Source organism: Chitinibacter sp. SCUT-21 (assembly GCA_041874755.1).
Taxonomy (GTDB): domain Bacteria; phylum Pseudomonadota; class Gammaproteobacteria; order Burkholderiales; family Chitinibacteraceae; genus Chitinibacter.
The window spans coordinates 2422089-2444601 of sequence record CP102611.1 but is presented as its reverse complement, the minus strand read 5'-3'; the positions used below and the strand labels follow the sequence as shown (position 1 = coordinate 2444601).

Here is a 22513-nt window from a genome sequence, read left to right as displayed (position 1 = left end):
CTTCAAACTGAAATCCCAAAAATCTAGAAAAGTGGGAAATATCTAGAAGTTAATGGGATCCTACAAAAAAGATTAAACGTCGAGATTACGTGCCACCAGCGCATTTTGCTCGATGAAGTGACGACGTGGTTCTACTTGGTCGCCCATCAACGTGGTGAACACTTCGTCCGCAGCAATCGCGTCGCCAATGTTCACTTTGAGCAGGCGGCGAACGGTGACGTCCATCGTCGTTTCCCAGAGCTGTTCTGGGTTCATCTCACCCAGACCTTTATAGCGCTGGATGCTCATATTACGACGAACATCGCTCATCAACCATTCGAGTGCATCTTTGAAGTTCTTCACTGGCTGGGTATGGTCGCCACGACGAATCAGCGCTTTGTCGCCGATCAGTCCGAGCAACATTTCGGCCATGCGTTTGATTTGCGCATAGTCGCCCGACAAGATGAAATCGTTGTCGATGTATTGCATCGTCGTTACGCCGTGCAGATGGCGATTGATGCGCACTTGGTAGCCTGCTTCAACTGCTTCGGCAGTAAACGTAAACGCAGGGTGATTTACGGCTGCGGCCAATTGCTCGGCTGATGCTTGCGCGGCGGCTTGGGAATCGAGGCTCAGCGGCGTCATCGTTAGCATGGCGTTCAAAATCATCGGATCGATAAAGCGGCTTTCGCGCTCGATGACCGCTTCGGTGACGAAGTATTGCTTCGCCAAACTTTCCAGCGCTTCGCCCGAAATACCGTCTTGATCGGCGCCATTTGGCAGCAGCTCCGAGCCATCCATTGCGGCGCGTAGCAAGTATTGCTTCAACTCTTGCTCGTCTTTCAGATACGTTTCGCGCTTGCCTTGCTTTACTTTAAATAGCGGCGGCTGAGCGATATAAATGTAGCCGCGCTCAACCAATTCTGGCAATTGACGGTAGAAGAAGGTCAATAGCAGCGTACGAATGTGCGAGCCGTCCACGTCCGCGTCGGTCATGATAATAATGCGGTGGTAACGCAGTTTTTCGATATTGAAATCGTCTTTACCAATGCCGCAACCGAGCGCGGTAATCAGCGTACCAACCTCTTGGCTGGCGAGCATACGATCAAAACGCGCGCGCTCGACGTTCAAGATCTTACCCTTCAGCGGCAAAATCGCTTGGAATTTACGATCACGACCTTGTTTGGCTGAGCCACCGGCGGAATCACCCTCGACCAGATACAGTTCAGACAATTCCGGATTTTTCTCTTGGCAGTCGGCCAATTTACCTGGCAGGCCAAGGCCATCGAGTACGCCTTTACGACGCGTGATTTCACGTGCTTTACGCGCCGCTTCGCGCGCTCGTGCGGCGTCGACGATCTTGCTGCAAATGATTTTGGCGTCGTTCGGGTTTTCGAGCAGGAAGTCGGCCAAAGCTTGGCTGACGACTTCGTTGACCACAGGGCCAATTTCGCTCGACACCAGCTTATCTTTGGTCTGGCTGCTAAATTTCGGGTCTGGCAATTTCACTGACAACACGCAGGTTAAACCTTCGCGCATATCGTCGCCGCTGGTTTCAACTTTGGCTTTTTTCGCAAAGTCGTGACCGTCGATGTATTGGTTCAGCGTACGCGTCATCACTTGGCGCAGCGCCGTCATGTGCGTACCGCCGTCGCGCTGCGGAATATTATTGGTGAAACACTGCACCGACTCTTGGTATGAGTCGTTCCATTGCATCGATACTTCAACGCTCATGCCGTCTTTTTCGCCGAGCGCGTAGAAGATATGCGGATGCAGTACCGTTTTATTACGGTTCACGTACTCAACAAAACCACGCACACCACCGGTGTAGTTGAAGTTTTCTTCTTTGCCGTGGCGACGGTCGATCAGCTGAATATTCACGCCGTTATTCAGGAACGACAATTCGCGAATACGCTTCGACAAAATCTCAAAATGGAATTCGATCAGGCCAAAGGTTTCAACGCTGGCCATAAAGTGCACTTCGGTACCGCGACGATCCGTCTCGCCGATCACTTTCAGCGGCGCTACAGCTTCACCCTGACGAAATTCCATCGAGTGAACTTTACCCTCCCGGCGTATTGTTAGGCGAAGCCAATCTGACAGCGCGTTAACAACCGATACCCCCACACCGTGCAAACCGCCAGAAACCTTGTAGCTGTTCTGGTCAAACTTACCGCCAGCGTGCAGCTCGGTCATCACGATTTCAGCCGCCGAGCGTTTGAATTCGTCGTCTTCTTTAATCGCGGTTGGAATACCACGGCCATTGTCTTCAACCGAAATCGAATTATCGGCATGAATAATCACTTTGATCGTATCGCAATGCCCGGCCAACGCTTCGTCGATCGCATTATCCAAGACCTCGAACACCATATGGTGCAAGCCCGTGCCATCGCCCGTGTCACCGATATACATACCGGGACGTTTACGGACGGCCTCCAGACCTTTCAAGATACGGATACTGTCGGCGCCATATTCTGGGCTTGGAACTTCGGGGAGATTATTTTCGCTCATAGGACTCATTCAGAATTTCGGTGTGAGAGACAAGGCTGCAAGATACAAAAAGGGCGAAAACGCCCTTTTTGTAGTCACACCTACGACTAAATACGCATCGGCATTACGATGTACTTGAAGTGCTCGTTATCAGGAATCGTCACCAGCACGCTGGAATTGACATCACCAAAGTAGCAATGCAGCGTTTCCACCGACAGATTCGTCAATACATCCAGTAGGTATTGAATGTTAAAGCCCACATCCAGTGGGTCGTGGCCATATACCACTTCAAGCTCTTCTTGCGCTTCTTCCTGTTCATTGTTATTGCACAGGATTTTCAGCATATTGTCGGTCAACACCAAACGCACGCCACGGAATTTCTCGTTCGACAAAATCGCCGCGCGTTGCATTGAAGACAATAGCGCTTGGCGATCGACGCTGAGCAAACGCGTGTTGTTTTGCGGAATCACACGGTTGTAGTCGGGGAATTTACCGTCGACCACTTTGCTGTGGATCACGATATTGCCAAAGCTAAATTTCACTTGATTCGCAGCGATATCAATCGCCACTTCGTCATCCACGTCCGCCAGCAATTTATACAATTCAAGAATCGTTTTGCGCGGCAAAATCACTTCGTTTTTTTCAAACGAGCTAGTCAGCTCGGTTGAGGCAAAGCCCAAACGGTGGCCATCGGTTGCCACGAGCTTAAGCAAATTACCTTCAGTTACCATGAACATACCGTTCAAGTAGTAACGAATGTCTTGGTGCGCCATCGCAAATTGCACGCGGCTCAGCAGCGCTTTCAATTGGCCTTGTGGCATACGCACTGTCGCGCGCAAATTAGTATCGACCGCCAATTGCGGGAAATCATTCGCCGGCAGCGTTTGCAAGGCAAAGCGGCTCTTGCCAGCTTTAATAGTCAAACGGCCATCGGCCTCTTCGAACGACACGACGGTTTTATCCGGAATCGCGCGCAGAATATCTGAGAGCTTTTTCGCCGCAACGGTAATAGCAAAATCACCGCCCGAAAAGCCTTCGCTTTGCTGGCTGCTAATTTGAATTTCGAGGTCGGTGCCGGTGAAGACGAGGCGCTCGCCGTCCTTTTTAATCAGCACGTTCGAGAGAATCGGCAAAGTATGTCTGCGCTCAACGATACCAGTTACGGTTGCCAGCGGTTTTAAGAGCGAATCGCGTTCAGCTTGCAGCAGTTGCATTTTCCCTCACCCAGTCCAAATCGATAAATAAAAAAAGAAAGCTAATTCTACCTGAAATCACACACCACATCAGTCTAGGGAAAGACTGCAGCGTGGTTTTCGTTCAGGAACGCAACATCTGTAGCAGCACACTGTATTGGTGCGCCAATTCTTGGTCGCTTTGACGAAAATCTTGAATCGTTCGGCATGCGTGCAATACCGTGGTGTGATCACGACCACCAAACGCGTCGCCAATCGCCGGCAAGCTCATTTGCGTCAACTCTTTGGTCAAAGCCATCGCCAATTGGCGCGGCCGCGCAATATCGCGCGTGCGCTTTTTGCTATGCATATCAGCGACTTTGATTTTGTAAAAATCTGCGACGGTTTTTTGGATATTTTCTACCGAAACCTGGCGATTGCCCGAAGCCAAAATATCGCGCAAGGCTTCTTTGGCCGAATCAACCGTGATCGCTTGATTGGTAAAGCGCGCGTAGGCCATCACGCGTTTTAACGCACCTTCGAGCTCGCGCACATTCGAGCGGATGTTTTTGGCGATAAAGAACGCCACCGCAGCATCGAGCTTAAAGTGCTCGGCTTCGGCTTTTTTCATCAAAATCGCCACGCGCATCTCGGTTTCTGGCGGTTCAATCGGTACGATCAGGCCCCATGAGAAACGACTCGTTAAACGCTCTTGCAAGCCTTCGATTTCGCGTGGAATTTTGTCCGACGTTAAGATAATCTGCTTACCGCTTTCGAGCAGCGCATTAAATAGATAAAAGAATTCTTCTTGTGTGCGATCTTTGCCAACGAAAAACTGAATATCGTCGACCAGCAACACATCGAGCGAATGGTAATACTTTTTAAAGTCGTCAAACGACTTGTGCTGATACGCCTTCACCACGTCTTGCACGTATTTTTCGGCGTGGATGTAGCGAATTTTCGCCTGCGGATTGTGCTGATGTACAAAATTACCAATCGCCTGCGTCAAGTGTGTTTTACCCAAGCCCACGCCGCCATAGACAAACAATGGGTTGTAGCTGACACCCGGATTTTCCGCGACCTGCATCGCTGCAGCGCGCGCCACCTGATTGGCTTTACCGGTGACTAAAGTATCAAAGGTATGACCCGGATTAAGACGCATGAGCTCATGGTTTGAACCCGCGGCATCAAAGCGCTTTGCTGGCTTTGGCGCAGCAATAGGGGCAGGCGCAGCTTCGGCCACTTCTTCTTTAATATTTTCTTGCGGCTTAGTCGCCGCCTTGGCTGGCGCTGCAGCAGGCAGCAGGCCTACTTTTAATTCGATATGCGGTGGCACACCATTGCATACCTTGGCAGCGGCCATTTCAATCATGCCTAAATAGCGGTCACGAATGAACTGTAAAAAAATCTGATTTGGCACCGCAATGATCAAGCTGCCATCCACTACCTGCGCACTATTGGCCAACGGCTTGATCCAGATATTAAACTGGCTAGCCGCCAGAGTTTGCTGGAGCTCATTGAGACAATGGGACCATAGGTCTTCAGTTGAGACGTTTATTTGCATTAGGGACAGCCCATCACCACGCCATTTCGACTGCTTTTACAATGCATGCCGTTTGCGCGGTTGGTGAATGGATATATTGTTGATCATGGGAAGCGAGCGATTGTACCGCTTTATTCGCAACTTATCCACAGGCATTAAGCGAATCCCCCTTCGCCCCCACTCGTTCTTTTTGGCTTGACAACGGGACTGGTTCACTGATTAAATCGCGTGTTTACTGCACCTTTGTCAATCTAGGATTTATCATGAAGCGTACTTTCCAACCTTCTGTAATCAAACGCAAGCGCACTCACGGCTTTCGCGTTCGCATGAGCACTGTAGGTGGCCGTCGCGTTCTGAACGCACGCCGCGCTAAAGGCCGTAAAGTACTGTCTGCTTAATCAATAAGCACACGACAGTATGAGTAGCTTGCCTTGCTACCGCTTTACGCGCACACAGCGCATACTAAAAACGGATGATTTTTCATCCGTTTTTAGTTTGCGCGCGTCTGTTGGGAATGATTACTTTCAACTACTAGGCAAACCCAATCAGAGCACCGAAGCTCGGTTAGGTCTGGTGGTTGGCAAAAAAACCGACAAGCGGGCAGTAGGCCGAAATTATATTAAGCGTACGATCCGCGAAACTTTCCGCCTCAATGCCACTCAATTGGCAGGGCTAGATATTGTGGTTCGTTCACGCAAGGCGTTTAATCGCCACGAAGGCGCAGCCGCACGTGCGGCTTTATTGAGTTTATTCAAGAAAATTCGCTCGTGTCGCGCCTTATCATCGCATTTGTGAAACTTTACCAGCTGATGATTAGCCCTTTATTAGGGCCACGCTGCCGTTTTACGCCAACCTGCTCGCACTATTGCATCGAGGCGATTCAAAAACACGGCGCTGTCAAAGGCTCGAGTTTAACTGTGCGCCGCTTGTGTCGCTGCCATCCTTGGGGTGGCAGTGGATACGATCCGGTACCTTAACACCTTAATCTGAGTTGGGAGCTCGTCCGTATAACATGGATACCAAGAGACTCATCGTATTTATTGCGCTGTCGTTCGGCATTTTGTATTTCTGGCAGCAGTATATGGAGAAAACCTACCCGCAGATTAAAAAACCTGCGGTAGCGTCTTCTGTTGCCGCCGCCTCAGGCGCTGCCAGCGCAACAGCCACCACCAGCACCGTAGCGCAACCTGAAGCCGGTCGCCTTGCCAAAGGCCAACGCATCACCGTGACCACCGATTTGCTGCAAGCCGTAATCGACACCAACGGTGCTGACCTGCGTGAAGTGAAATTGCTGAAACACGGCGACACTAAAGATCCGAAAAAACCATTTACCTTGTTGCAAGATGAAGGCGAACACATTTATGTGGCGCAAACTGGCTTGCTCGGTGATGGCCTGCCAACGCATAAAGATCAATTTACCAGCGCCAAAACCAGCTACCAATTGGCCGACGGTCAAAACGAAGTGGCGGTTCGCCTAGAAACCACAACGGCGAGCGGCGTGAAGATCGCCAAAATCTACACCTTCAAACGCGATAACTACGTGGTTGATGTGAAGTATGAAATCAACAATGCCAGCGCAGCACCAGTGACGGCCAGCGCTTACTATCGCCTCATCCGCGACGGTAAAGTTGAAAACCCAGGCATGTTTGGCACTCACACTTTCACTGGCCCTGCGGTCTACACCGACGAAGGCAAATTCCAGAAGGTTGATTTCGAGAAAATCACCAAGGGTGAAGCCAAATACGTACCAAGCGCGAAAGACGGCTGGATTTCAATGATTCAGCATTACTTTGTTTCTGGTTGGATCTTCTCGCCGAAAGACAGCGCCGCTTTGTGCACACCGAATGCTTGCCGTTATGAAATGAAAGCACTGCCAGACAATATGTTTGCAGTGAGCGCAACCGTGGATATTCCAACGATTGCAGCGGGCCAAAAAGCGGAAAAATCAGTCGGTCTGTACGTTGGTCCGCAAGAAACCAAGCGCCTGACGGCGGTTGCCAAAGACTTTGACCTCGTTAAAGACTACGGCATGTTCACGATCTTTAGTAAGCCGTTGTTTGCCGTACTGCAATTCATCCACGAGTACGTTGGCAACTGGGGCTGGTCGATTATCTTGGTGACCATTTTGATCAAATTGGCCTTCTTCCCATTGGCGAGTGCTAGCTACCGCTCAATGGCGAAAATGCGCCAATTGGCACCACGCATGGAAGCGTTGAAACAGCGCCATGGCGACGACCGCATGAAGTTCCAACAAGCCGTGATGGAAATGTACAAGACAGAAAAAGTAAACCCGCTCGGCGGCTGCTTGCCGATGCTGGTACAGATTCCAGTCTTCATCGCCTTCTACTGGATGCTGTTGGCCGCAGTTGAATTGCGCCAAGCGCCGTGGGAGTTCTGGATTCACGACTTGGCGATCCCAGATCCGTTCTACATCTTGCCATTGATTATGGCGGTGTCGATGTATGTTCAATCATCATTGTCGCCACCTCCACCGGATCCAATGCAAGCGAAGATGATGAAGTGGATGCCAATTGCGTTCTCGGTCTTCTTCTTCTTCTTCCCGGCCGGTTTGGTACTGTACTGGGTCGTGAACAACATCTTGTCGATCGCACAGCAGTACGTGATTACCAAGCAAGTTGAAAAACAATCGCAGTTAGCCAAAAATAGCTAAACTCAAAACGCCACCGCAAGGTGGCGTTTGTTTATGCAGTCAGGGTATTTCCCTGGATAGCAATAAATATAATCAATAGAAAGACATACCCAGCAGGATATAACATGCTCTATACACCCGATACCATCGCCGCCATTGCCACCGCACCAGGTCGAGGAGGTGTCGGCGTGATTCGCGTTTCGGGCAAGGATTTATCTGCCGTGATTCGTGGTTTGCTAGGTCGCGAACAATCAGCACTCAAACCACGTTTTGCGCATTTTGCGCACTTCAAAGCCCATGATGGCAGCACGCTCGACGAGGGCATCGCGCTGTTTTTCCCCAACCCGGCTTCATTCACCGGCGAAGACGTGCTCGAGCTACAAGGCCACGGTGGGCCGGTGGTGATGAATATGCTTTTGAAGCGCTGCATTGAGCTGGGCGCTCGGCACGCGCAACCGGGCGAATTCACCAAACGCGCATTTTTAAACGGCAAACTCGACTTGGCGCAGGCCGAAGCCGTCGCCGACATTATCGACGCGCAATCGGAAGCCGCCGCGAAATCGGCGCTTAAATCACTCGACGGCGCATTTTCGCGCGAAGTGCATACCCTAGTCGACGAGCTGATCACGCTGCGCATGTTGGTCGAAGCCACGCTCGACTTCCCCGAAGAAGATATCGATTTCTTAGAAGCCGCAGACGCTCGCGGCAAACTGGCGGGCATCGCCGCCCAACTCGAAACTACGCTCGCGACAGCAACGCAGGGCAAATTACTGCGCGAAGGCATGCACGTGGTGCTGATCGGCCAGCCCAACGTGGGCAAATCGAGTTTGATGAATGCGCTAGCGGGTGAAGACGTCGCGATTGTCACCGACATCGCCGGCACCACGCGCGACACGGTGCGCGAGCTGATTCAGCTCGACGGCGTACCGCTTCACGTGATCGATACCGCTGGCCTGCGCGACACCGACGATACGGTTGAAAAAATCGGCATCGAGCGCACCTGGGCTGCGGTCGAAAAGGCCGATCTGGCACTACTGCTGCTCGACAGCCGCGAAGGCATTACCGAACACGATCAGAATATTCTGGCCAAATTACCCGCCAGCTTGAAAGTGCTGCGCGTGTTTAACAAAATTGATTTAACCGGTGAAGTACCGGGCGAAGTGGCGGAAGACGAAATCCACGTTTCAGCCAAGCAGGGTATTGGCCTGAAAGAATTGCGCAGCAAGCTACTCAAGCAAATAGGCTGGCAGGGTATTAACGACGGCGTATTTATCGCGCGCGAACGCCACCTCACCGCAATCCGCGCCGCGCGCGAACATTTGGCGACAGCCGATGCGGCATATTTGCAAATTGAAATCCTCGCCGAAGAATTGCGCCTAGCGCAAAATTGCTTAAACGAGATTACCGGTGAATTCACGAGCGACGACTTGCTCGGCGTGATTTTTAGCCGCTTCTGCATTGGTAAATAGCACGCCCATCGAAGATGCTCACGTCATAGCAAGGCTAGGCTAAGATGAATCTATCTCTTCAGTTGCGGCGTGAATCGTCCATGCGCTTTGTATTCTTTATCGTCATCACGGCCTGGCCGCTACTCGGACTAGCCAAAGATATTCGAATCCGCGCCAATATTGAGCCGCAATGCCGTGCAATGGAAATGAGCCCGGCCAAGGGCGGTAAAATTGACGCTAATCGGGTTGAAATGAAGTTCGATTGCCAAGCTAAAATGGCTTGGGCAAAAGTTCATCAATTCAAAGAGCAACAATGGCAACGCATCTCCTTCGATTATTAAGCCTGGCCTGCCTAATCGGCTTGAGCATGAACGCCATGGCTGGCGGCAGCGCTAATTTGCAAATGCAAGTGACCGTGCTCGGTAGCTGTAGCTTTGTAACTTCAGGCGACATCATTCTAGATTTTGGCGCCCTTAGTCACGGCGATCGAACGCGACAAACGCAGGTACCGATCACCTGCTCAAATGGCACTGAATTTAACGCGCGTTTAAGCGATGGCCTGTATCCAAGTGGCACACAGCGGCAAATGATGCTGCGCACAGGCACCGCGAAACTACCGTACGACATCACCGTCAGCCCAAGTCGCGGCGTCAGCCAAGGCGGGCAAATCAATTTACAACTGAGCGCCACAGTGCGCGAGAGCGATTACTCCAACCGACCGCTCGGTAGTTATACCGATACCGTGGTATTAAGCGTTAACCCCTAAATGGTAATTTGTCGCTGAGCTGCGGTAGATTATTCCATCCAAATTGCAGATGGCATGCCATTAAACTTGCGGGCAAGTGGGTTTATTATGTTGATAAACCCCAGCAACAAGGGGCATCAAGCATGAAAAAAAGCGCAATCTCTTTAATCTCGTCACTCCTCATTTTGGGCACCATCACCCCAGCAATGGCGGCCAGCAAAAACGTCATTATCAATGCCAATGTCGTCGGCACCTGCGCCTTTGTGAGCGATGTAGACGTCACGATTAATTTGGGCGACCTGAAAGCAGGCTCAGGCGATAAAACTCAACAAGGTGATGCGCAATTTTGGTGTAGTAATGGTGTCCCTTATACCCTGAGTGCCAATGACGGGCAAAATGCGGCAGGCTCACAAAAAAACATGAAAAGTGGCAGCGATTTATTGCCATATGATTTAGCGTTGAGCAAAACATCAGGCACTGGCGCAGGGATCAGCTCACCAGATAGCGTTAAATTAACCGCCACCGTCCTTGAAAGCGCGATCAATGTTGCGCCAGTGCAAGCAGGCTACACCGACACCGTAGTCCTAACGCTAACGCCATAAACTGCGCTGGAAGTGAAGAATGGGGCTAAAGTAAACAACAGCTATGTTTTTAAGGCTGCGAGATGATGAAAATGCGAAATTACTTGATCGCCCTATTCCTGTTGGTGCATGGCAGCCTGTTTGCTGGGCAATTTGCCGTTTCGCCTATTCGGATCGAATTTGGTGCCAACGATAAATCACAAGCAATTACCGTCAGCAATCAGGGCGATACGCCACTGCGCATCGCCCTTGAGCTCAAACGCTGGACTCAGGATGCGAGTGGCAATGAAAGCTATACCGCAGCACCCGACGAGCTGATTTTTTTCCCACGCCAATTTGAAGTGCCGCCACGCCAAAAACAGGTGATCCGCCTTGGCCGCAAAGGGATCGCCAATGCGCAAGAGCGCGCCTATCGCCTGTATATTAATGAACAACCGCCACTACAAAGCGATGAAAATCAAGGCCAAGTGGCGATGGTCGTCAGCTTTGGTGTGCCCATTTTTCTGCGCCCTAGCCCTGTGCAAACCCAGCTTGAAGCCAGCCCAATTCAAATTAAGCAGCAGCAACTGCATTTTGAACTCAGCAACACCGGCAACACCACGCAACGCCTAAGCCGCGTGCTGATTGGCAAAACGGGTGCTGAAATCAAACAATTCGATCAATGGTATTTGCACCCTGGGGTACGCCGCGCTTATCAGCTCGACTTACCGGCGCAAGCATGCCAAGAAAGCCGTACCGAGATTCAAATTGAGACCGACTTGCAAACCCTGCGTCAAACGATTGATATTCCTACCAGTGCATGCAAAAACTAATTGCCAGCCTTTTGCTTACCGCCTGTTGCGCCAGTGCTGCGGCCTCCGAGGCGGTAGTGGTGCATCTAATCGTCAATGGTGTTACCCAAGGGGACGTCGAAGCCATTTACGATCAAGATGGGTATTGGCTTGCAGAACAGACCCTCATTAACTCAGGAATCAATACCCCAAAGGGCGTGCAGCAAACCTTGGCGGGTACGAATTACTACCGGGCCGATCAATTAAGCGACATCGTCAGCAAAATTGATGCCGCCGAGCTCACGGTTTACCTCGATGCACCAGCCAGCACGTTTGGCGAGAAAAATATTGCGCTCAAGCAGCAACATAGCGAACGATTCCCAGCACCAGCGCCATTATCAGCGTATTTAAGCTATCGGCTGTCTGCGTTACACAGCAATCAGGATGGCGGCTTGGAGTATCAAATCAGCCCTACGCTGAATGTGAATGCGCAAAACTTCAATTTCCGCAGCGAGCATGACTACAACACACAGCAGGATCAATGGCGGCGTCTTAATACCACGCTCGATTACGACCGGCCCGATTTGATGCTGCGCGCCACGCTTGGTGATTTAAGCCCGCGCCAAGCCGCACTCGGTTTTAACCAAGCCATGGCCGGCATTGGCATTTCGCGGGTGTTTAGCATGCAGCCCGATTTTGACAGCGCCCCCAGCTTTCAAACCCAAGCCGCAATTACCCAACCCTCAACCGCCGAGGTTTACCTCAACGGCCAGCGCGTCAACACCATTCAGTTACAACCGGGCATGTATCAGCTCAGTGATTTGCAATATTTCTCTGGCCTGCAAAATGTCGAGCTCATCATCAAAGATCAATACGGTGGCATCAGCCATTACACGATTCCGTATTATTTTGATGACTCTTTACTCAAAGCGGGCTTGCACGAATTTAATTACAACCTAGGCGTGCAACGCAATAATGGCAGTTTTAACGACTATGCGGGCCTTGCCTATTCGGCCTTTCACCGTGTCGGCCTCACCGATTGGTGGACGCTGGGCGCACAAGCGAGCGGCAATCCAACTGATCGCAGTTATGGTCTGATCAGCAATTTCAAACTTGGGCAGTATGGGGTTCTAGGCAGCGTATTATCTTGGTCAGCGCACGATACCCAAGAGCGAGGCCATGCCCAGCAAGTGCAGTATCGTTACAGCAACGAGCAATGGAGCGTCTACGCCAATGCTCAACGGCAAAGTCCAAGCTATTGGCCAGCGCAGAACACACTATTGAGCACAGAGCACATTGATTGGACAGCCAATCTGGGTGCCAATTGGGGACATCGTGATTTGGGCAATATTGGCCTAGAATATGGTCGCCAAAAAAGTCCATCTCCCGCTCAAGACTTTCACCGCTACACGCTCAATTACTCAATTTCACCGTGGAAAAATGCCGCATTTAATGCGCAAATTCGACGTTTGAACGGGCCAGAAACCAAAAAATGGAGTGGTTTTGTCAATCTAACGCTGAATTTTGGCCCCGGCCAAAGTCTGTATGGTGGCGTGCAATACCGAAATCAGCAGGCACTACATTCAGCCACCTTCAGCCAAAGCGCCCCCAGCGGCGAGGGCTGGGGATATAGCCTGAGCGCGCAAGAACAAGAAACGGGGCACGATTATACGGCGTGGCTTGAGCGCAATCTGCGCCACGGCCAATTCAACGCCAGCCTGCTACAAAGCCAAGACGGTTCGCGCAATATCAATAACTGGCGCGCCACTTGGCAAGGTGCACTAGCGTATAGCCACGGGCAATGGGCGGCGACGCGCTATATTTATGACAGCTTTGGGCTGGTCGAAACAGGGCTGGCTGAGGTGGGCGTCACCCAAAATGGCGCGCTCATTGGGAAAACGAATGAGGATGGGTGGCTGATGTTGCCCGACGTATCGAGCTTTAATTACCAGCAAATCGGCCTAGTACAAAACGATATTCCAATCGAATACAGCGTTGATCGGCTCCAGCGCGATTTACTCAGTGGCAATCGCGATGGGCGCCGTCTCGCATTTAAACTTAAAAAAATCCGCGCTATTAGCGGGCAAATTCTTGATCACGCGGGCCAACCACTCGCCAATTTACTTTTTAGTACCGAACACGATGGAGAACGCGTATTACTCAGCACCAGCATGGATGGTCATTTTTATACAGAACAATTGGGATCAGGGGAGTATGTGCTTGAAGGCAATAATTGCAAAGCCTTGCTAAGCATTACCCCTAGCGACGAGCCGATCAGCGAATTAGCGGCCGTGCGCTGCACAACGGCGACGGAGCAATAAGATGCGCGCGCAATTAGCCAGCTTTTGTCTCGCAATCGCCTTTCCGATCCAGAGCTTTGCGATGAGCTGCAATATCAGCTCAATGCCGATTGGCGACTTAGGAGTTTATACCCCCGAAATCGATGTCACTCGCCAATACGCTATTTTTCTCAATTGCACAGGCGGTGGCGGTATGGCCAGCATCACCGCAGGGCCGTCACATACCACGGGCAGCATCGAAAACCGTAGAATTAAGCACAGCAATCAGACTTCGACTCTGCGCTATCAATTATGCCTTGACGGCAATTGTTCAAAGATATTTGGCAACTCGGGCAATCAAATCGGCAGCGTGGTGATCGATGATCGCAATCAAGGGCGATTCTCGTTTTTTGCCCGCATCTATGGCGGCGAGTTTCAAGCTGCCGCTGGCTTATATCGCGATAGTGTCACCATCACGATCACGCCATAACGGGTAACCACTTGGCAAGCATCGCTTTAAGGGTGTCAATTTGAATCGGTTTGGTCATGTAATCATTCATCCCGGCATCAAAACACTGCTCTTTGTCTTCCGCAAACGCATTGGCAGTGAGCGCAACAATCGGCATACCTCCTTGCTGCTCGGGTAGCGCACGAATCTGCCGCGTGGCGCCATAACCATCCAACACCGGCATTTGGCAATCCATTAAAATCAGATCGTAACTGTGATTCTGTACGGCAGTGACCGCTTCCACGCCGTTATTCGCCACATCAACACGAACACCTAGTTTTTCCAACAGCAAAGCCGCTACTTTTTGGTTCATCAAATTGTCTTCGACCAATAAGACCGCATGCCGACTTTGTGCATCAATTTCAGCGATGCGATGACGGGTCAGCAATGTTTTTTGCTCTGCTGGTTTTGATTGATCAAGCAATTGCACCAAACACTTTTGCAAATCATCAAAATGAATCGGTTTACTCAAATAAGCGGCATAGCCCGCTTGTTCCGCCAACGCCCCCTGCCCCAAAGCGCCCTGCGTCACGGCCAAAATCAGCGGCGTTGTTTCATATCTTGGCGTTGCGTGTAGGGTCGCGGGTAAGCGCAAATTAATTTCCACCGCGACGGGCAAATCAACCATAACCAAATCCGCCGCTGTTTGCTCTGCCGCCAGCAAATCAATCAGCTCGGTTTCGGATGCTACGCACCTAGCCTCACACTTCATTAGACGCAAATCTTCGGCCAACTTCTGGCGATTACTCGCCGAGGGCGACAACACAAAAACCAGCTTGCCTGCCAGCTCGGCATGCGCGGCGACCGGTGTTTTTTGCTCGCCCAGCGTTTGTTCAATTTCAAACCAGAAAGTAGCACCATGGCCTAATTCACTTTCAACGCCTATTTGCCCGTTCATGGCCTCAACTAAGCGACGGCAAATCGAGAGACCAAGTCCAGTGCCACCAAAGCGGCGCGTAGTTGACGCATCAGCCTGATGAAACGGTTGAAATAAGGCGCGTTGGGCCTCTGCAGAAATACCAATCCCGTTGTCTTGCACCTCGACGCGAATGCGGATCTTCTGCCCATCATTGGCGACCAAACGCGCACGGGTCACGATTTCGCCCTGTGGAGTAAATTTCAGCGCGTTATTTAGCAAATTAATAAGCACTTGTCGCAATCGGCTAGGATCGCCCACTAAATTAAGTGGCACCGAAGCATCGACCAAGCACACCAAATCCAAGCCTTTGTCTTGCGCTTGCGCACACACAATATCTTGCGTGTCCTCAAGCAAGCGGCGCAAATCGTAATCGATTTGTTCAAGCTGTAATTGGCCTGCTTCGATTTTAGAAAAATCGAGCAAATCATTTAAAAGCATCAATAAAGCTGTGCCCGAGGTACGGATGCTTTGAATATACTGGCCTTGCAATTCATCCAGCGAGGTATCGGCTAACAAAGTTGCAAAGCCAAGCACGGCATTGAGTGGCGTGCGAATTTCGTGGCTCATATTGGCCAAAAAAGCTGATTTAGCCAAGCTGGCTTGCAGTGCCGATTCTTTCGCCTCGATCAGCACACGTTCGGATTCAATCCGCGAGGTTAAATCGCGCACCATGATTTGAACTCGCTGTACTGCTCCTTGCGTATCACGCTCCAACACTGAAATACTCGCCTCGACCGGCACCGGAGCCGCCTCGATTCGATTCAGTAATATCGACTCACCCGTCAGGGTGTCGAGCTCACTTAATTGCGCAATGAGCTCAGACCAGCGGGGGCTATTGAGCCATTGAGTCGGCCAGCTGCCGATCAGATTTTGCGGATTTTGTCGATTCATCATTCGCGCCCAAGCTGGATTGGCAAATTGAATTTGCCCTTTTCCATCCAGCACCGCGCCGCCATCAGCCATATGGTGCAAGACCATATCAAGCTGATGCTCTTGTTGCTGCAAAAGTTGGTTTAATTGATCACGATGCGCTTCCAGCTCTTTGGCACTGGCATCACGAGCAGAAAATTGCGCCAACAAATCACTTTGTAGCCGAGTAAACCCTTCGGCCAATTGGTGTAATTCATTACGCATATGTTGCGTTGGCATCGGGGCGGGCTCGCTCAGACGCGCCTCACTCATAGACTGAACGTGCTCAGATAAAGCCTGAATCGGACTGGAGACATGGCGACGAAAGAGAAAGAAAATCAAGACCGCCAGCAAAAACAACTCAAACGCAACAATCAGGGTAAAGCGCAGCGTGTCGCGCCAAACCGCAAAGTTTAAGGCGTGTTGATCTAAACGGATTTCCAAGCGGCCCAAATCACGTTGACCGTCTTGCGATAATAGGGGATAGGTTAATACTGGGGATTTTTGCTGTAGATCAGCGTCATGCTTGGTGTATTCAATTAACGGCCCTGCGCTTGTCACTCGGGCCGATAACACTGCAGGAAAATGGTCTAGGCCGCGAAGATGCGATTTCGCAGCTTCGTAATCCACTTCCCAAATGGATTTACTCAGCGTCGCTCGATAGGCAGACAACACCGATTCAACCTGCTCTTGGCTACGTTGGATACTATCTTGGTAACTAATCCAGCCATTCACTAGGCTGCTTAGTAACGATAACAGCAAACTGTAGAACAAGATTTTGCCGAATAAATACCGGGATAATGACTCCGATTTTCGCATCGATTTAGAAATCCAATAGCTGCATTACTTCCGCCTCGGGCAGATACTGCCGGCAAATTTTGTACAGGGTGCCATCAGTACGCATCGCAATGATTTGGCTTTGCCAAGCTTGAGCCTGCTCGGCGCTAAATCGTGATTTAGCCAATACCAAACCAGCCTTTACCCCTTGATCGTTGGGAAACCAGTTTTGTACTTCAACCTGCTGCTCCATATTCAATTTTCGCAATTCATAGCGATATAAAACACTCTGCGCAAAAATCCCTTGAACGCGCCCCTCTCTGAGCTTACTAAAGGTGGCGTCCAAATCCGGGCTGTCTTGAACCCGCTGTTGCATGCGTAATTGATCCAAAAACAAATCATAGTCTTTACCATGCTTGATCGAGCGTACCGCAGCGAATTGCGCTTCCTTAAGCTGCAAAAACTGTTCAGCAGTTTTGACTCTCGCTGCAGTTTTCTTATCCAAGATGGTGCGATTTCTGCCGGCTAGATAAGGAATAAATCTTGCAAATTGCTCTCGCTCCGGGGTTGCAACCGCAGAAACACTCATATCAAGCTGGCCACTAGCCAAATCAGCCCAAATGCGAGCCCGCGGCATCACTTGAATGGCAAATTGGCAGCGAGTACGTTTTTGCAATTCATCAATCACATCTTTATCGATACCTTTCCCTTGGTCATAGAGCAGGCCAAATTGATAAAACGCCACTTTAATCGGTTGCTGTCCGCAATCAAATGCGGCCACTAGCGGGCTCCATAGCAGTAAAACACCAATGACAGCACCAAATACTGAACGAGCAATCATGGACTGATCCCACGCAGAAACTACTGAGATTCAATCTAGCAGCAATATAACTCCTCACCCAAGCTTCAATATTCATCAGCCAAAAAAAACGCCACAATCAACCGATTGCGGCGCTCAATTAAGACATAGGATGGAAATGAAACACTACAGCACGGCTTGCCCCACAAACCCAAGGCAAACCATATAGCCATGATAATGCAGCACCCCACTCCATAAGTCAAATCTAATATACTTAATTAGTGCGTAAAACCATCAACCTTTTATCCAAAACCCTATCGGACTTGCTTGTTTTTTCGGTAAAATTGACCGCTTTTGCGTTTGGAGTTGACGGCGATGATTCAAGTCGGCGTAGTAATGGGTAGCAACAGCGATTGGGATGTGATGCAACACGCGGCCAAGCAGCTTAAAGCCTTTGGCGTCGAGTTTGAGTGCAAAGTGGTGTCAGCACACCGCACGCCTGATTTACTGTTTCAATATGCCGAAGAAGCGGCAGCACGTGGCTTAACTTGCATTATTGCTGGTGCAGGCGGTGCTGCACATTTGCCAGGCATGTTGGCAGCAAAAACCACGGTGCCCGTATTGGGCGTACCCGTGCCTTCTAAATACCTGCGCGGTGAAGATTCTCTACTCTCTATCGTCCAAATGCCAAAAGGCATTCCTGTTGCGACTTTTGCGATTGGTGAAGCTGGCGCAGCGAATGCGGGCCTGTTTGCCGTGGCGATGCTGGCGGGCGGCAACCCTGCGCTAGCGCAACAACTCAACGATTTCCGCGAAACACAAAAACAAACCGTGCTCGCGATGGAATTACCTGCGGTAGAATGACACTGAAAAACAGCACCCCTTCGGTACGCCCTTGCTGGTATTTCATACTGGTCAAGGGCTGTTTATTTTGGGGGCTGACCTGTTCGATTTTACTCGCAGCACTATGGCATTACAGCGGCGTTTACCCTTTTCAACACGGGGTATTGGCTGCCAACCCAATGGCAATAATTGCTGGCGGGATATACGGCTTTGGCCAATGGGGCTTTGCGCGACATCAAGCGTACAAAGCTCAACTGCAATTTAAGGAAGACAATGATGAGCACTACTAAACCTATCCTCCCACCTGCGATGCTGGGTATTTTAGGTGGGGGACAGCTCGGTCGTATGTTTGCGGCAGCCGCCAAAAATATGGGCTATGGCGTCACCGTACTCGACCCCGATAATCACGCACCGGCGGCCGATTTTGCCGACGTGCATTTGTGCAAATCATTTACTGACCCTGAAGCCTTGCAGTATATGGCGCAGCACTGTGCCGCCATTACCACCGAATTTGAAAACGTGAATGCCGATTCAATGCGCTGGCTGGCCGCGCAAGGCATTACCGTGTCGCCCAGCGGCGACTGTGTGGCGATCGCACAAGATCGCATCGCCGAAAAAACCTTTATTCGCGACGCCGGTTTAAGCGTTGCGCCGTTTGTGGCGGTCAAAACCGCAGGCGATTTGGACGGCGATTTATCGGCCTACCTGCCCGGCATTTTGAAAACCGCGCGTTTAGGTTACGACGGCAAAGGCCAAGTGCGCGTAAAAACCGCAGAAGAAGCGCGTTTTGCCCACGCCGAAATGAAACACCAGCCCTGTGTGCTGGAAAAAATGATGCCGCTAGTGGCTGAAGTATCAGTGGTGGTGACACGCACGCGCGCAGGTGAAGTCGTTAGCTTCCCAGTGGCCGAAAATGAGCACGTTAATGGCATTTTGGATGTATCGATTGTGCCAGCCCGCGTTGACCCCGCCCTATCTGAGCGCGCCCGCGCCATGGCGATGACATTGGCTGAAAAGCTCGACTACATCGGCGTGATGGCGGTCGAGTTTTTTGTACTCGAAGGTGACGAGTTGGTCATCAACGAAATGGCGCCACGTCCGCACAATTCGGGCCATTACACGCTGGACGCGACGCTAACTAGCCAATTCGAGCAGCAAGTACGCGCGATGTGCGGCTTGTATCCGGGCAAACCCGATCTGCTCAAACCAACGGTGATGGTCAACCTGCTCGGCGACGTGTGGGGCGAGGACGGCAGCGAGCCGCGTTGGGATGTGTTGATGATGGCGCCGAACACCAAATTGCACCTGTACGGCAAGAAAATGGCCCGAGTGGGTCGCAAGATGGGCCACTTCAACGTGCTGGCCGAAACCGCGCAAGACGCGCTAGAACAAGCCAACGCAATTAAAGAAACACTCTAATAACGCCAGAACCGCCGGACCGAGCGACTATGCGGCTAGGTCCGGCCAAGATACCTCCATACGTATAGCCAAGAGAGTCAGGTTTAAATTAACCCCAGGGCAAATACCCCGGGTCCAGCTAAATCAAATACACTTCCCGCAAGTCAATGCACCAGCCTAGCTAGCTCCCCTGCGCTATAGCGGCTCATCTCCGTAGCGTTGTAAAAAACAGTGCTTCAAACAGGGTTTTTGCCAGGATGAGGCCATGGGAGTAATATTTCTAACGCTGTAATCCATTTACCGTTCAGTTTTTACCGCTTAAAACAACGCCAACATGAATGTGATGACCCGCTACCAACTACGCCGCGCAACACTGGATGATCTCAGTACCGTCATTACGTGGCCTGAGTCTCCAACAGAATTGCGCTACTTGTTTCCACATGCCCAATGGCCCATGGAACCACTTAAATTGCTCGAGCACTTGGCCAACCATGAAGATGGTTTTGTGGTGTGTGACCATGATCGAACACTGGGTTATGCCAGCCTATACAATGCCAAAAACCAAGGTAGAGCTTGGATTGGCCATTTGATCGTCAACCCACGGGCACGGCGTATGGGTGTGGCGCGTTATTTAGTCACAGCCCTGACCACGATTGCGCAACAGCGCCACCGCGCGACCGAAATGGCGACGATCTGCTTTGCCAACAACCAAAGCGCTTACGATTTTTACGCCTCACTAGGCTTTAGCAATGAGGGCTGGGAAACGCGGAGCGATCATCGCGGCGAGGCAGTCAAAGTATTTCGACTCACCAAACAGATTTAATTTCCCCGCTCGCACAAGCTCGGCCGACGTAAGTACATGCAGGCTGAGCCAGATTCAGGCAAAATACGCCATTAAATCGTCCTAGTGGGCAAAACCCACCTTTCTGGAGCAATGATGAGCGGCCTGACTTCTACTAATCTGACCAGCCTGAAAAAAATCTACTCAGGCAAAGTGCGCGATTTGTATCAAATCGACGAAACCCGCATGCTGATGATCGCCACCGATCGTCTGTCAGCCTTTGACGTGATTCTGGCCGAACCGATTCCAGAAAAAGGCAAAATCCTCACTTCTATCTCAAACTTCTGGTTTGAAAAATTGAAAGATGTGGTGCCTAGCCACTTCACTGGCGATCAACCGGAAGACGTCGTGTCTGCCGAAGACCTGCCACAAGTGGAAGGCCGCGCTGTGGTGTGCAAACGCCTAAAACCAGTTCCTGTTGAAGCAATTGTACGTGGGTATATCGCTGGAAGCGGCTGGAAAGAATACAAGCAGCAAGGTACCGTGTGCGGTATCCAATTGCCAGCTGGTTTGGTTGAAGCCGACAAACTGCCAGAACCAATCTTCACGCCATCAACCAAAGCGGCAGTGGGCGACCACGACGAGAACATCAGCTACGCGCAATGTGAAGAAATCTTGGGCGCAGAACTCGCAGCCAAAGTACGCGATACCGCGATCCTCTTGTACAAAACCGCCAGCGAATACGCGGCCACCCGCGGCATTATCATCGGCGACACCAAGTTTGAATTTGGCCTCGATGAAAATGGCGTGCTGTGCTTGATGGACGAGGCATTGACGCCTGACTCAAGCCGCTTCTGGCCTGCCGACCAATACCAGCCGGGCACCAACCCACCAAGCTACGATAAACAGTTCGTACGCGACTGGCTGGAAACCACTGGCTGGGACAAAACGCCACCAGCACCAGCATTGCCAGCAGAAGTGGCGGAAAAAACCGCAGCGAAATACCGCGAAGCGCTGGAAAAGCTGACCAAGTAACTAGCACTGCTTTCAAACGCCCTGCGGGGCGTTTTTTTCTATCAAGGATCCTGCATCATGATGATTAAAAGCGAAATCACCGATTTAAACACCGCCACTGGCGTAATGCGCACTTATGTGCACCGCCCTGCTGAAGCAGGCCAATACCCGACGATTCTGTTTTACTCCGAGATTTTCCAGCAAACCGGCCCGATCGAGCGCGCGGCAAAAATTATCGCCGGCCATGGTTATAACGTGCTGGTGCCAGAAGTGTTCCATGAGCTTAATCCGATCGGCACCGTGCTCGCCTACGACGACGCCGGCCGCGATAAAGGCAACGCTGACAAAATGGCTAAATCGGTTGAAGGCTACGACACTGACAACGCGGCGATGATTGCTTGGGCGAAACAGCAAAGCTGGCACAACGGTGATTTTGGCGCGATGGGTTTTTGCATCGGCGGGCATTTAGCATTCCGCGCCGCGCTGCAGCCAGAAATCAAAGCTACAGCGTGTTTTTACGCGACTGACCTGCACACCAATGTAATTCCAAATCAGCCCGGCCAACACAGCATGGAGCGCCTGGCTGACATTAGCGGTGAATTGCTGATGATTTGGGGCAAGCAAGACCCGCATATTCCAGCGGCAGGCCGCGCACAGGTGTATCAGCAGCTGGTTGCAGCAGGCAAAACCTTCACTTGGCACGAATTTAACGGCCCGCACGCGTTTATGCGCGATGAAGGCGATCGCTATGATCCGCAATTGGCCTTGCTCGGCTATCAATTGGCGTTTGACCTATTCCGCCGTAACCTAAAGTAAGATTCTTGATCGCTATAAAAAGCCGCATGACACTGCGGCTTTTTATATTTTTTGCGCTTCTAAACAGCATCTGTAGCGCGGTTTAGCGCAGG

The 22513-nt window shown here is 51.1% G+C and carries 21 protein-coding genes; 16 read left to right on the top strand and 5 right to left on the bottom strand.

The features are described from left to right. Positions 1 to 72: 72 nt before the first annotated feature. The 3 genes from gyrB to dnaA form a co-directional block, all read right to left on the bottom strand. Positions 73 to 2490, bottom strand: a complete 2418-nt coding sequence (gene gyrB, locus NT239_11385; protein XGA70377.1) for a DNA topoisomerase (ATP-hydrolyzing) subunit B — start codon at positions 2488 to 2490, stop codon at positions 73 to 75. 86 nt (positions 2491 to 2576) lie between these two features. Next, positions 2577 to 3683 (bottom strand): DNA polymerase III subunit beta, encoded by a 1107-nt coding sequence (gene dnaN, locus NT239_11380; protein ID XGA70376.1) that lies wholly within the window; start codon positions 3681 to 3683, stop codon positions 2577 to 2579. 103 nt (positions 3684 to 3786) lie between these two features. Then, positions 3787 to 5205, bottom strand: a complete 1419-nt coding sequence (gene dnaA, locus NT239_11375) for a chromosomal replication initiator protein DnaA (protein ID XGA70375.1) — start codon at positions 5203 to 5205, stop codon at positions 3787 to 3789. 242 nt (positions 5206 to 5447) lie between these two features. Between dnaA and rpmH the strand changes: the two genes are divergently transcribed. The 11 genes from rpmH (at position 5448) to NT239_11320 (ending at position 14147) form a co-directional block, all read left to right on the top strand. After that, complete coding sequence (rpmH, locus tag NT239_11370) at positions 5448 to 5582, top strand: 50S ribosomal protein L34 (GenBank protein ID XGA70374.1); 135 nt, start codon at positions 5448 to 5450, stop codon at positions 5580 to 5582. A 19-nt stretch (positions 5583 to 5601) separates the two neighbouring features. Then, entirely contained in the window at positions 5602 to 5979 is a 378-nt protein-coding gene (rnpA, locus tag NT239_11365) for a ribonuclease P protein component (GenBank protein XGA70373.1), read from the top strand. Further along, positions 5952 to 6161, top strand: coding sequence for a membrane protein insertion efficiency factor YidD (gene yidD, locus NT239_11360; GenBank protein ID XGA70372.1), 210 nt, complete (start codon positions 5952 to 5954; stop codon positions 6159 to 6161). Before rnpA ends, yidD begins: the two co-directional genes overlap by 28 nt. Positions 6162 to 6196: 35 nt before the next feature. Continuing rightward, a complete protein-coding gene (gene yidC, locus NT239_11355; protein ID XGA70371.1) occupies positions 6197 to 7855 on the top strand; it encodes a membrane protein insertase YidC in 1659 nt (552 codons plus the stop codon). A 104-nt stretch (positions 7856 to 7959) separates the two neighbouring features. After that, positions 7960 to 9303, top strand: coding sequence for a tRNA uridine-5-carboxymethylaminomethyl(34) synthesis GTPase MnmE (gene mnmE / locus NT239_11350; GenBank protein ID XGA70370.1), 1344 nt, complete (start codon positions 7960 to 7962; stop codon positions 9301 to 9303). Positions 9304 to 9347: 44 nt separating this feature from the next. Continuing rightward, entirely contained in the window at positions 9348 to 9623 is a 276-nt protein-coding gene (locus NT239_11345; protein ID XGA70369.1) for a hypothetical protein, read from the top strand. After that, entirely contained in the window at positions 9596 to 10048 is a 453-nt protein-coding gene (locus NT239_11340) for a spore coat U domain-containing protein (GenBank protein XGA70368.1), read from the top strand. The genes NT239_11345 and NT239_11340 overlap by 28 nt, the downstream gene beginning before the upstream one ends. 122 nt (positions 10049 to 10170) lie before the next feature. Continuing rightward, on the top strand, positions 10171 to 10629 hold the full coding sequence (locus NT239_11335) for a spore coat U domain-containing protein (protein ID XGA70367.1): 459 nt from the start codon (positions 10171 to 10173) through the stop codon (positions 10627 to 10629). A 62-nt stretch (positions 10630 to 10691) separates the two neighbouring features. After that, positions 10692 to 11420 carry a fimbria/pilus periplasmic chaperone gene (locus NT239_11330; GenBank protein XGA70366.1) on the top strand — a complete coding sequence of 243 codons (729 nt, stop codon included), beginning with the start codon at positions 10692 to 10694 and terminating at the stop codon, positions 11418 to 11420. Continuing rightward, on the top strand, positions 11408 to 13699 hold the full coding sequence (locus tag NT239_11325; GenBank protein XGA70365.1) for a hypothetical protein: 2292 nt from the start codon (positions 11408 to 11410) through the stop codon (positions 13697 to 13699). The genes NT239_11330 and NT239_11325 overlap by 13 nt, the downstream gene beginning before the upstream one ends. A 1-nt stretch (position 13700) precedes the next feature. Next, entirely contained in the window at positions 13701 to 14147 is a 447-nt protein-coding gene (locus NT239_11320; protein ID XGA70364.1) for a spore coat U domain-containing protein, read from the top strand. Here the strand turns inward: NT239_11320 and NT239_11315 are convergent. Both NT239_11315 and NT239_11310 read right to left on the bottom strand, forming a co-directional pair. Further along, positions 14137 to 16812, bottom strand: a complete 2676-nt coding sequence (locus NT239_11315) for a response regulator (GenBank protein XGA70363.1) — start codon at positions 16810 to 16812, stop codon at positions 14137 to 14139. The two genes, NT239_11320 and NT239_11315, sit on opposite strands and share 11 nt — an antisense overlap. 4 nt (positions 16813 to 16816) lie before the next feature. Continuing rightward, positions 16817 to 17611 (bottom strand): transporter substrate-binding domain-containing protein, encoded by a 795-nt coding sequence (locus NT239_11310; protein ID XGA70362.1) that lies wholly within the window; start codon positions 17609 to 17611, stop codon positions 16817 to 16819. A gap of 333 nt (positions 17612 to 17944) precedes the next feature. Between NT239_11310 and purE the strand changes: the two genes are divergently transcribed. From purE to NT239_11285, 5 genes are all read left to right on the top strand, one after another. Then, positions 17945 to 18433 (top strand): 5-(carboxyamino)imidazole ribonucleotide mutase, encoded by a 489-nt coding sequence (gene purE, locus NT239_11305; GenBank protein XGA70361.1) that lies wholly within the window; start codon positions 17945 to 17947, stop codon positions 18431 to 18433. Between the two features lie 255 nt (positions 18434 to 18688). Beyond that, positions 18689 to 19831, top strand: coding sequence for a 5-(carboxyamino)imidazole ribonucleotide synthase (locus NT239_11300; protein ID XGA72803.1), 1143 nt, complete (start codon positions 18689 to 18691; stop codon positions 19829 to 19831). A 313-nt stretch (positions 19832 to 20144) separates the two neighbouring features. Then, positions 20145 to 20633: a GNAT family N-acetyltransferase gene (locus NT239_11295; GenBank protein ID XGA70360.1), complete on the top strand. Its 489-nt coding sequence runs from the start codon at positions 20145 to 20147 to the stop codon at positions 20631 to 20633. A 114-nt stretch (positions 20634 to 20747) separates the two neighbouring features. Continuing rightward, positions 20748 to 21626, top strand: a complete 879-nt coding sequence (locus NT239_11290) for a phosphoribosylaminoimidazolesuccinocarboxamide synthase (protein ID XGA72802.1) — start codon at positions 20748 to 20750, stop codon at positions 21624 to 21626. A gap of 57 nt (positions 21627 to 21683) precedes the next feature. Then, positions 21684 to 22421 (top strand): dienelactone hydrolase family protein, encoded by a 738-nt coding sequence (locus NT239_11285; GenBank protein XGA70359.1) that lies wholly within the window; start codon positions 21684 to 21686, stop codon positions 22419 to 22421. Positions 22422 to 22513: the final 92 nt, after the last annotated feature.

Excerpts from the sequence above, each read along its gene's own strand:
- NT239_11325 (XGA70365.1), top strand. The coding sequence starts at position 11,408 with ATGCAAAAACTAATTGCCAGCCTTTTGCTTACCGCCTGTTGCGCCAGT.
- rpmH (XGA70374.1), top strand. The coding sequence starts at position 5,448 with ATGAAGCGTACTTTCCAACCTTCTGTAATCAAACGCAAGCGCACTCAC.
- dnaA (XGA70375.1), bottom strand. The coding sequence starts at position 5,205 with ATGCAAATAAACGTCTCAACTGAAGACCTATGGTCCCATTGTCTCAAT.
- NT239_11330 (XGA70366.1), top strand. The coding sequence starts at position 10,692 with ATGATGAAAATGCGAAATTACTTGATCGCCCTATTCCTGTTGGTGCAT.
- NT239_11285 (XGA70359.1), top strand. The coding sequence starts at position 21,684 with ATGATGATTAAAAGCGAAATCACCGATTTAAACACCGCCACTGGCGTA.
- rnpA (XGA70373.1), top strand. The coding sequence starts at position 5,602 with ATGAGTAGCTTGCCTTGCTACCGCTTTACGCGCACACAGCGCATACTA.
- NT239_11295 (XGA70360.1), top strand. The coding sequence starts at position 20,145 with ATGAATGTGATGACCCGCTACCAACTACGCCGCGCAACACTGGATGAT.
- gyrB (XGA70377.1), bottom strand. The coding sequence starts at position 2,490 with ATGAGCGAAAATAATCTCCCCGAAGTTCCAAGCCCAGAATATGGCGCC.
- NT239_11345 (XGA70369.1), top strand. The coding sequence starts at position 9,348 with ATGAATCTATCTCTTCAGTTGCGGCGTGAATCGTCCATGCGCTTTGTA.
- purE (XGA70361.1), top strand. The coding sequence starts at position 17,945 with ATGATTCAAGTCGGCGTAGTAATGGGTAGCAACAGCGATTGGGATGTG.
- yidC (XGA70371.1), top strand. The coding sequence starts at position 6,197 with ATGGATACCAAGAGACTCATCGTATTTATTGCGCTGTCGTTCGGCATT.
- NT239_11320 (XGA70364.1), top strand. The coding sequence starts at position 13,701 with ATGCGCGCGCAATTAGCCAGCTTTTGTCTCGCAATCGCCTTTCCGATC.
- mnmE (XGA70370.1), top strand. The coding sequence starts at position 7,960 with ATGCTCTATACACCCGATACCATCGCCGCCATTGCCACCGCACCAGGT.
- NT239_11290 (XGA72802.1), top strand. The coding sequence starts at position 20,748 with ATGAGCGGCCTGACTTCTACTAATCTGACCAGCCTGAAAAAAATCTAC.
- dnaN (XGA70376.1), bottom strand. The coding sequence starts at position 3,683 with ATGCAACTGCTGCAAGCTGAACGCGATTCGCTCTTAAAACCGCTGGCA.
- NT239_11335 (XGA70367.1), top strand. The coding sequence starts at position 10,171 with ATGAAAAAAAGCGCAATCTCTTTAATCTCGTCACTCCTCATTTTGGGC.
- NT239_11340 (XGA70368.1), top strand. The coding sequence starts at position 9,596 with ATGGCAACGCATCTCCTTCGATTATTAAGCCTGGCCTGCCTAATCGGC.
- NT239_11300 (XGA72803.1), top strand. The coding sequence starts at position 18,689 with ATGAGCACTACTAAACCTATCCTCCCACCTGCGATGCTGGGTATTTTA.
- NT239_11310 (XGA70362.1), bottom strand. The coding sequence starts at position 17,611 with ATGATTGCTCGTTCAGTATTTGGTGCTGTCATTGGTGTTTTACTGCTA.
- NT239_11315 (XGA70363.1), bottom strand. The coding sequence starts at position 16,812 with ATGCGAAAATCGGAGTCATTATCCCGGTATTTATTCGGCAAAATCTTG.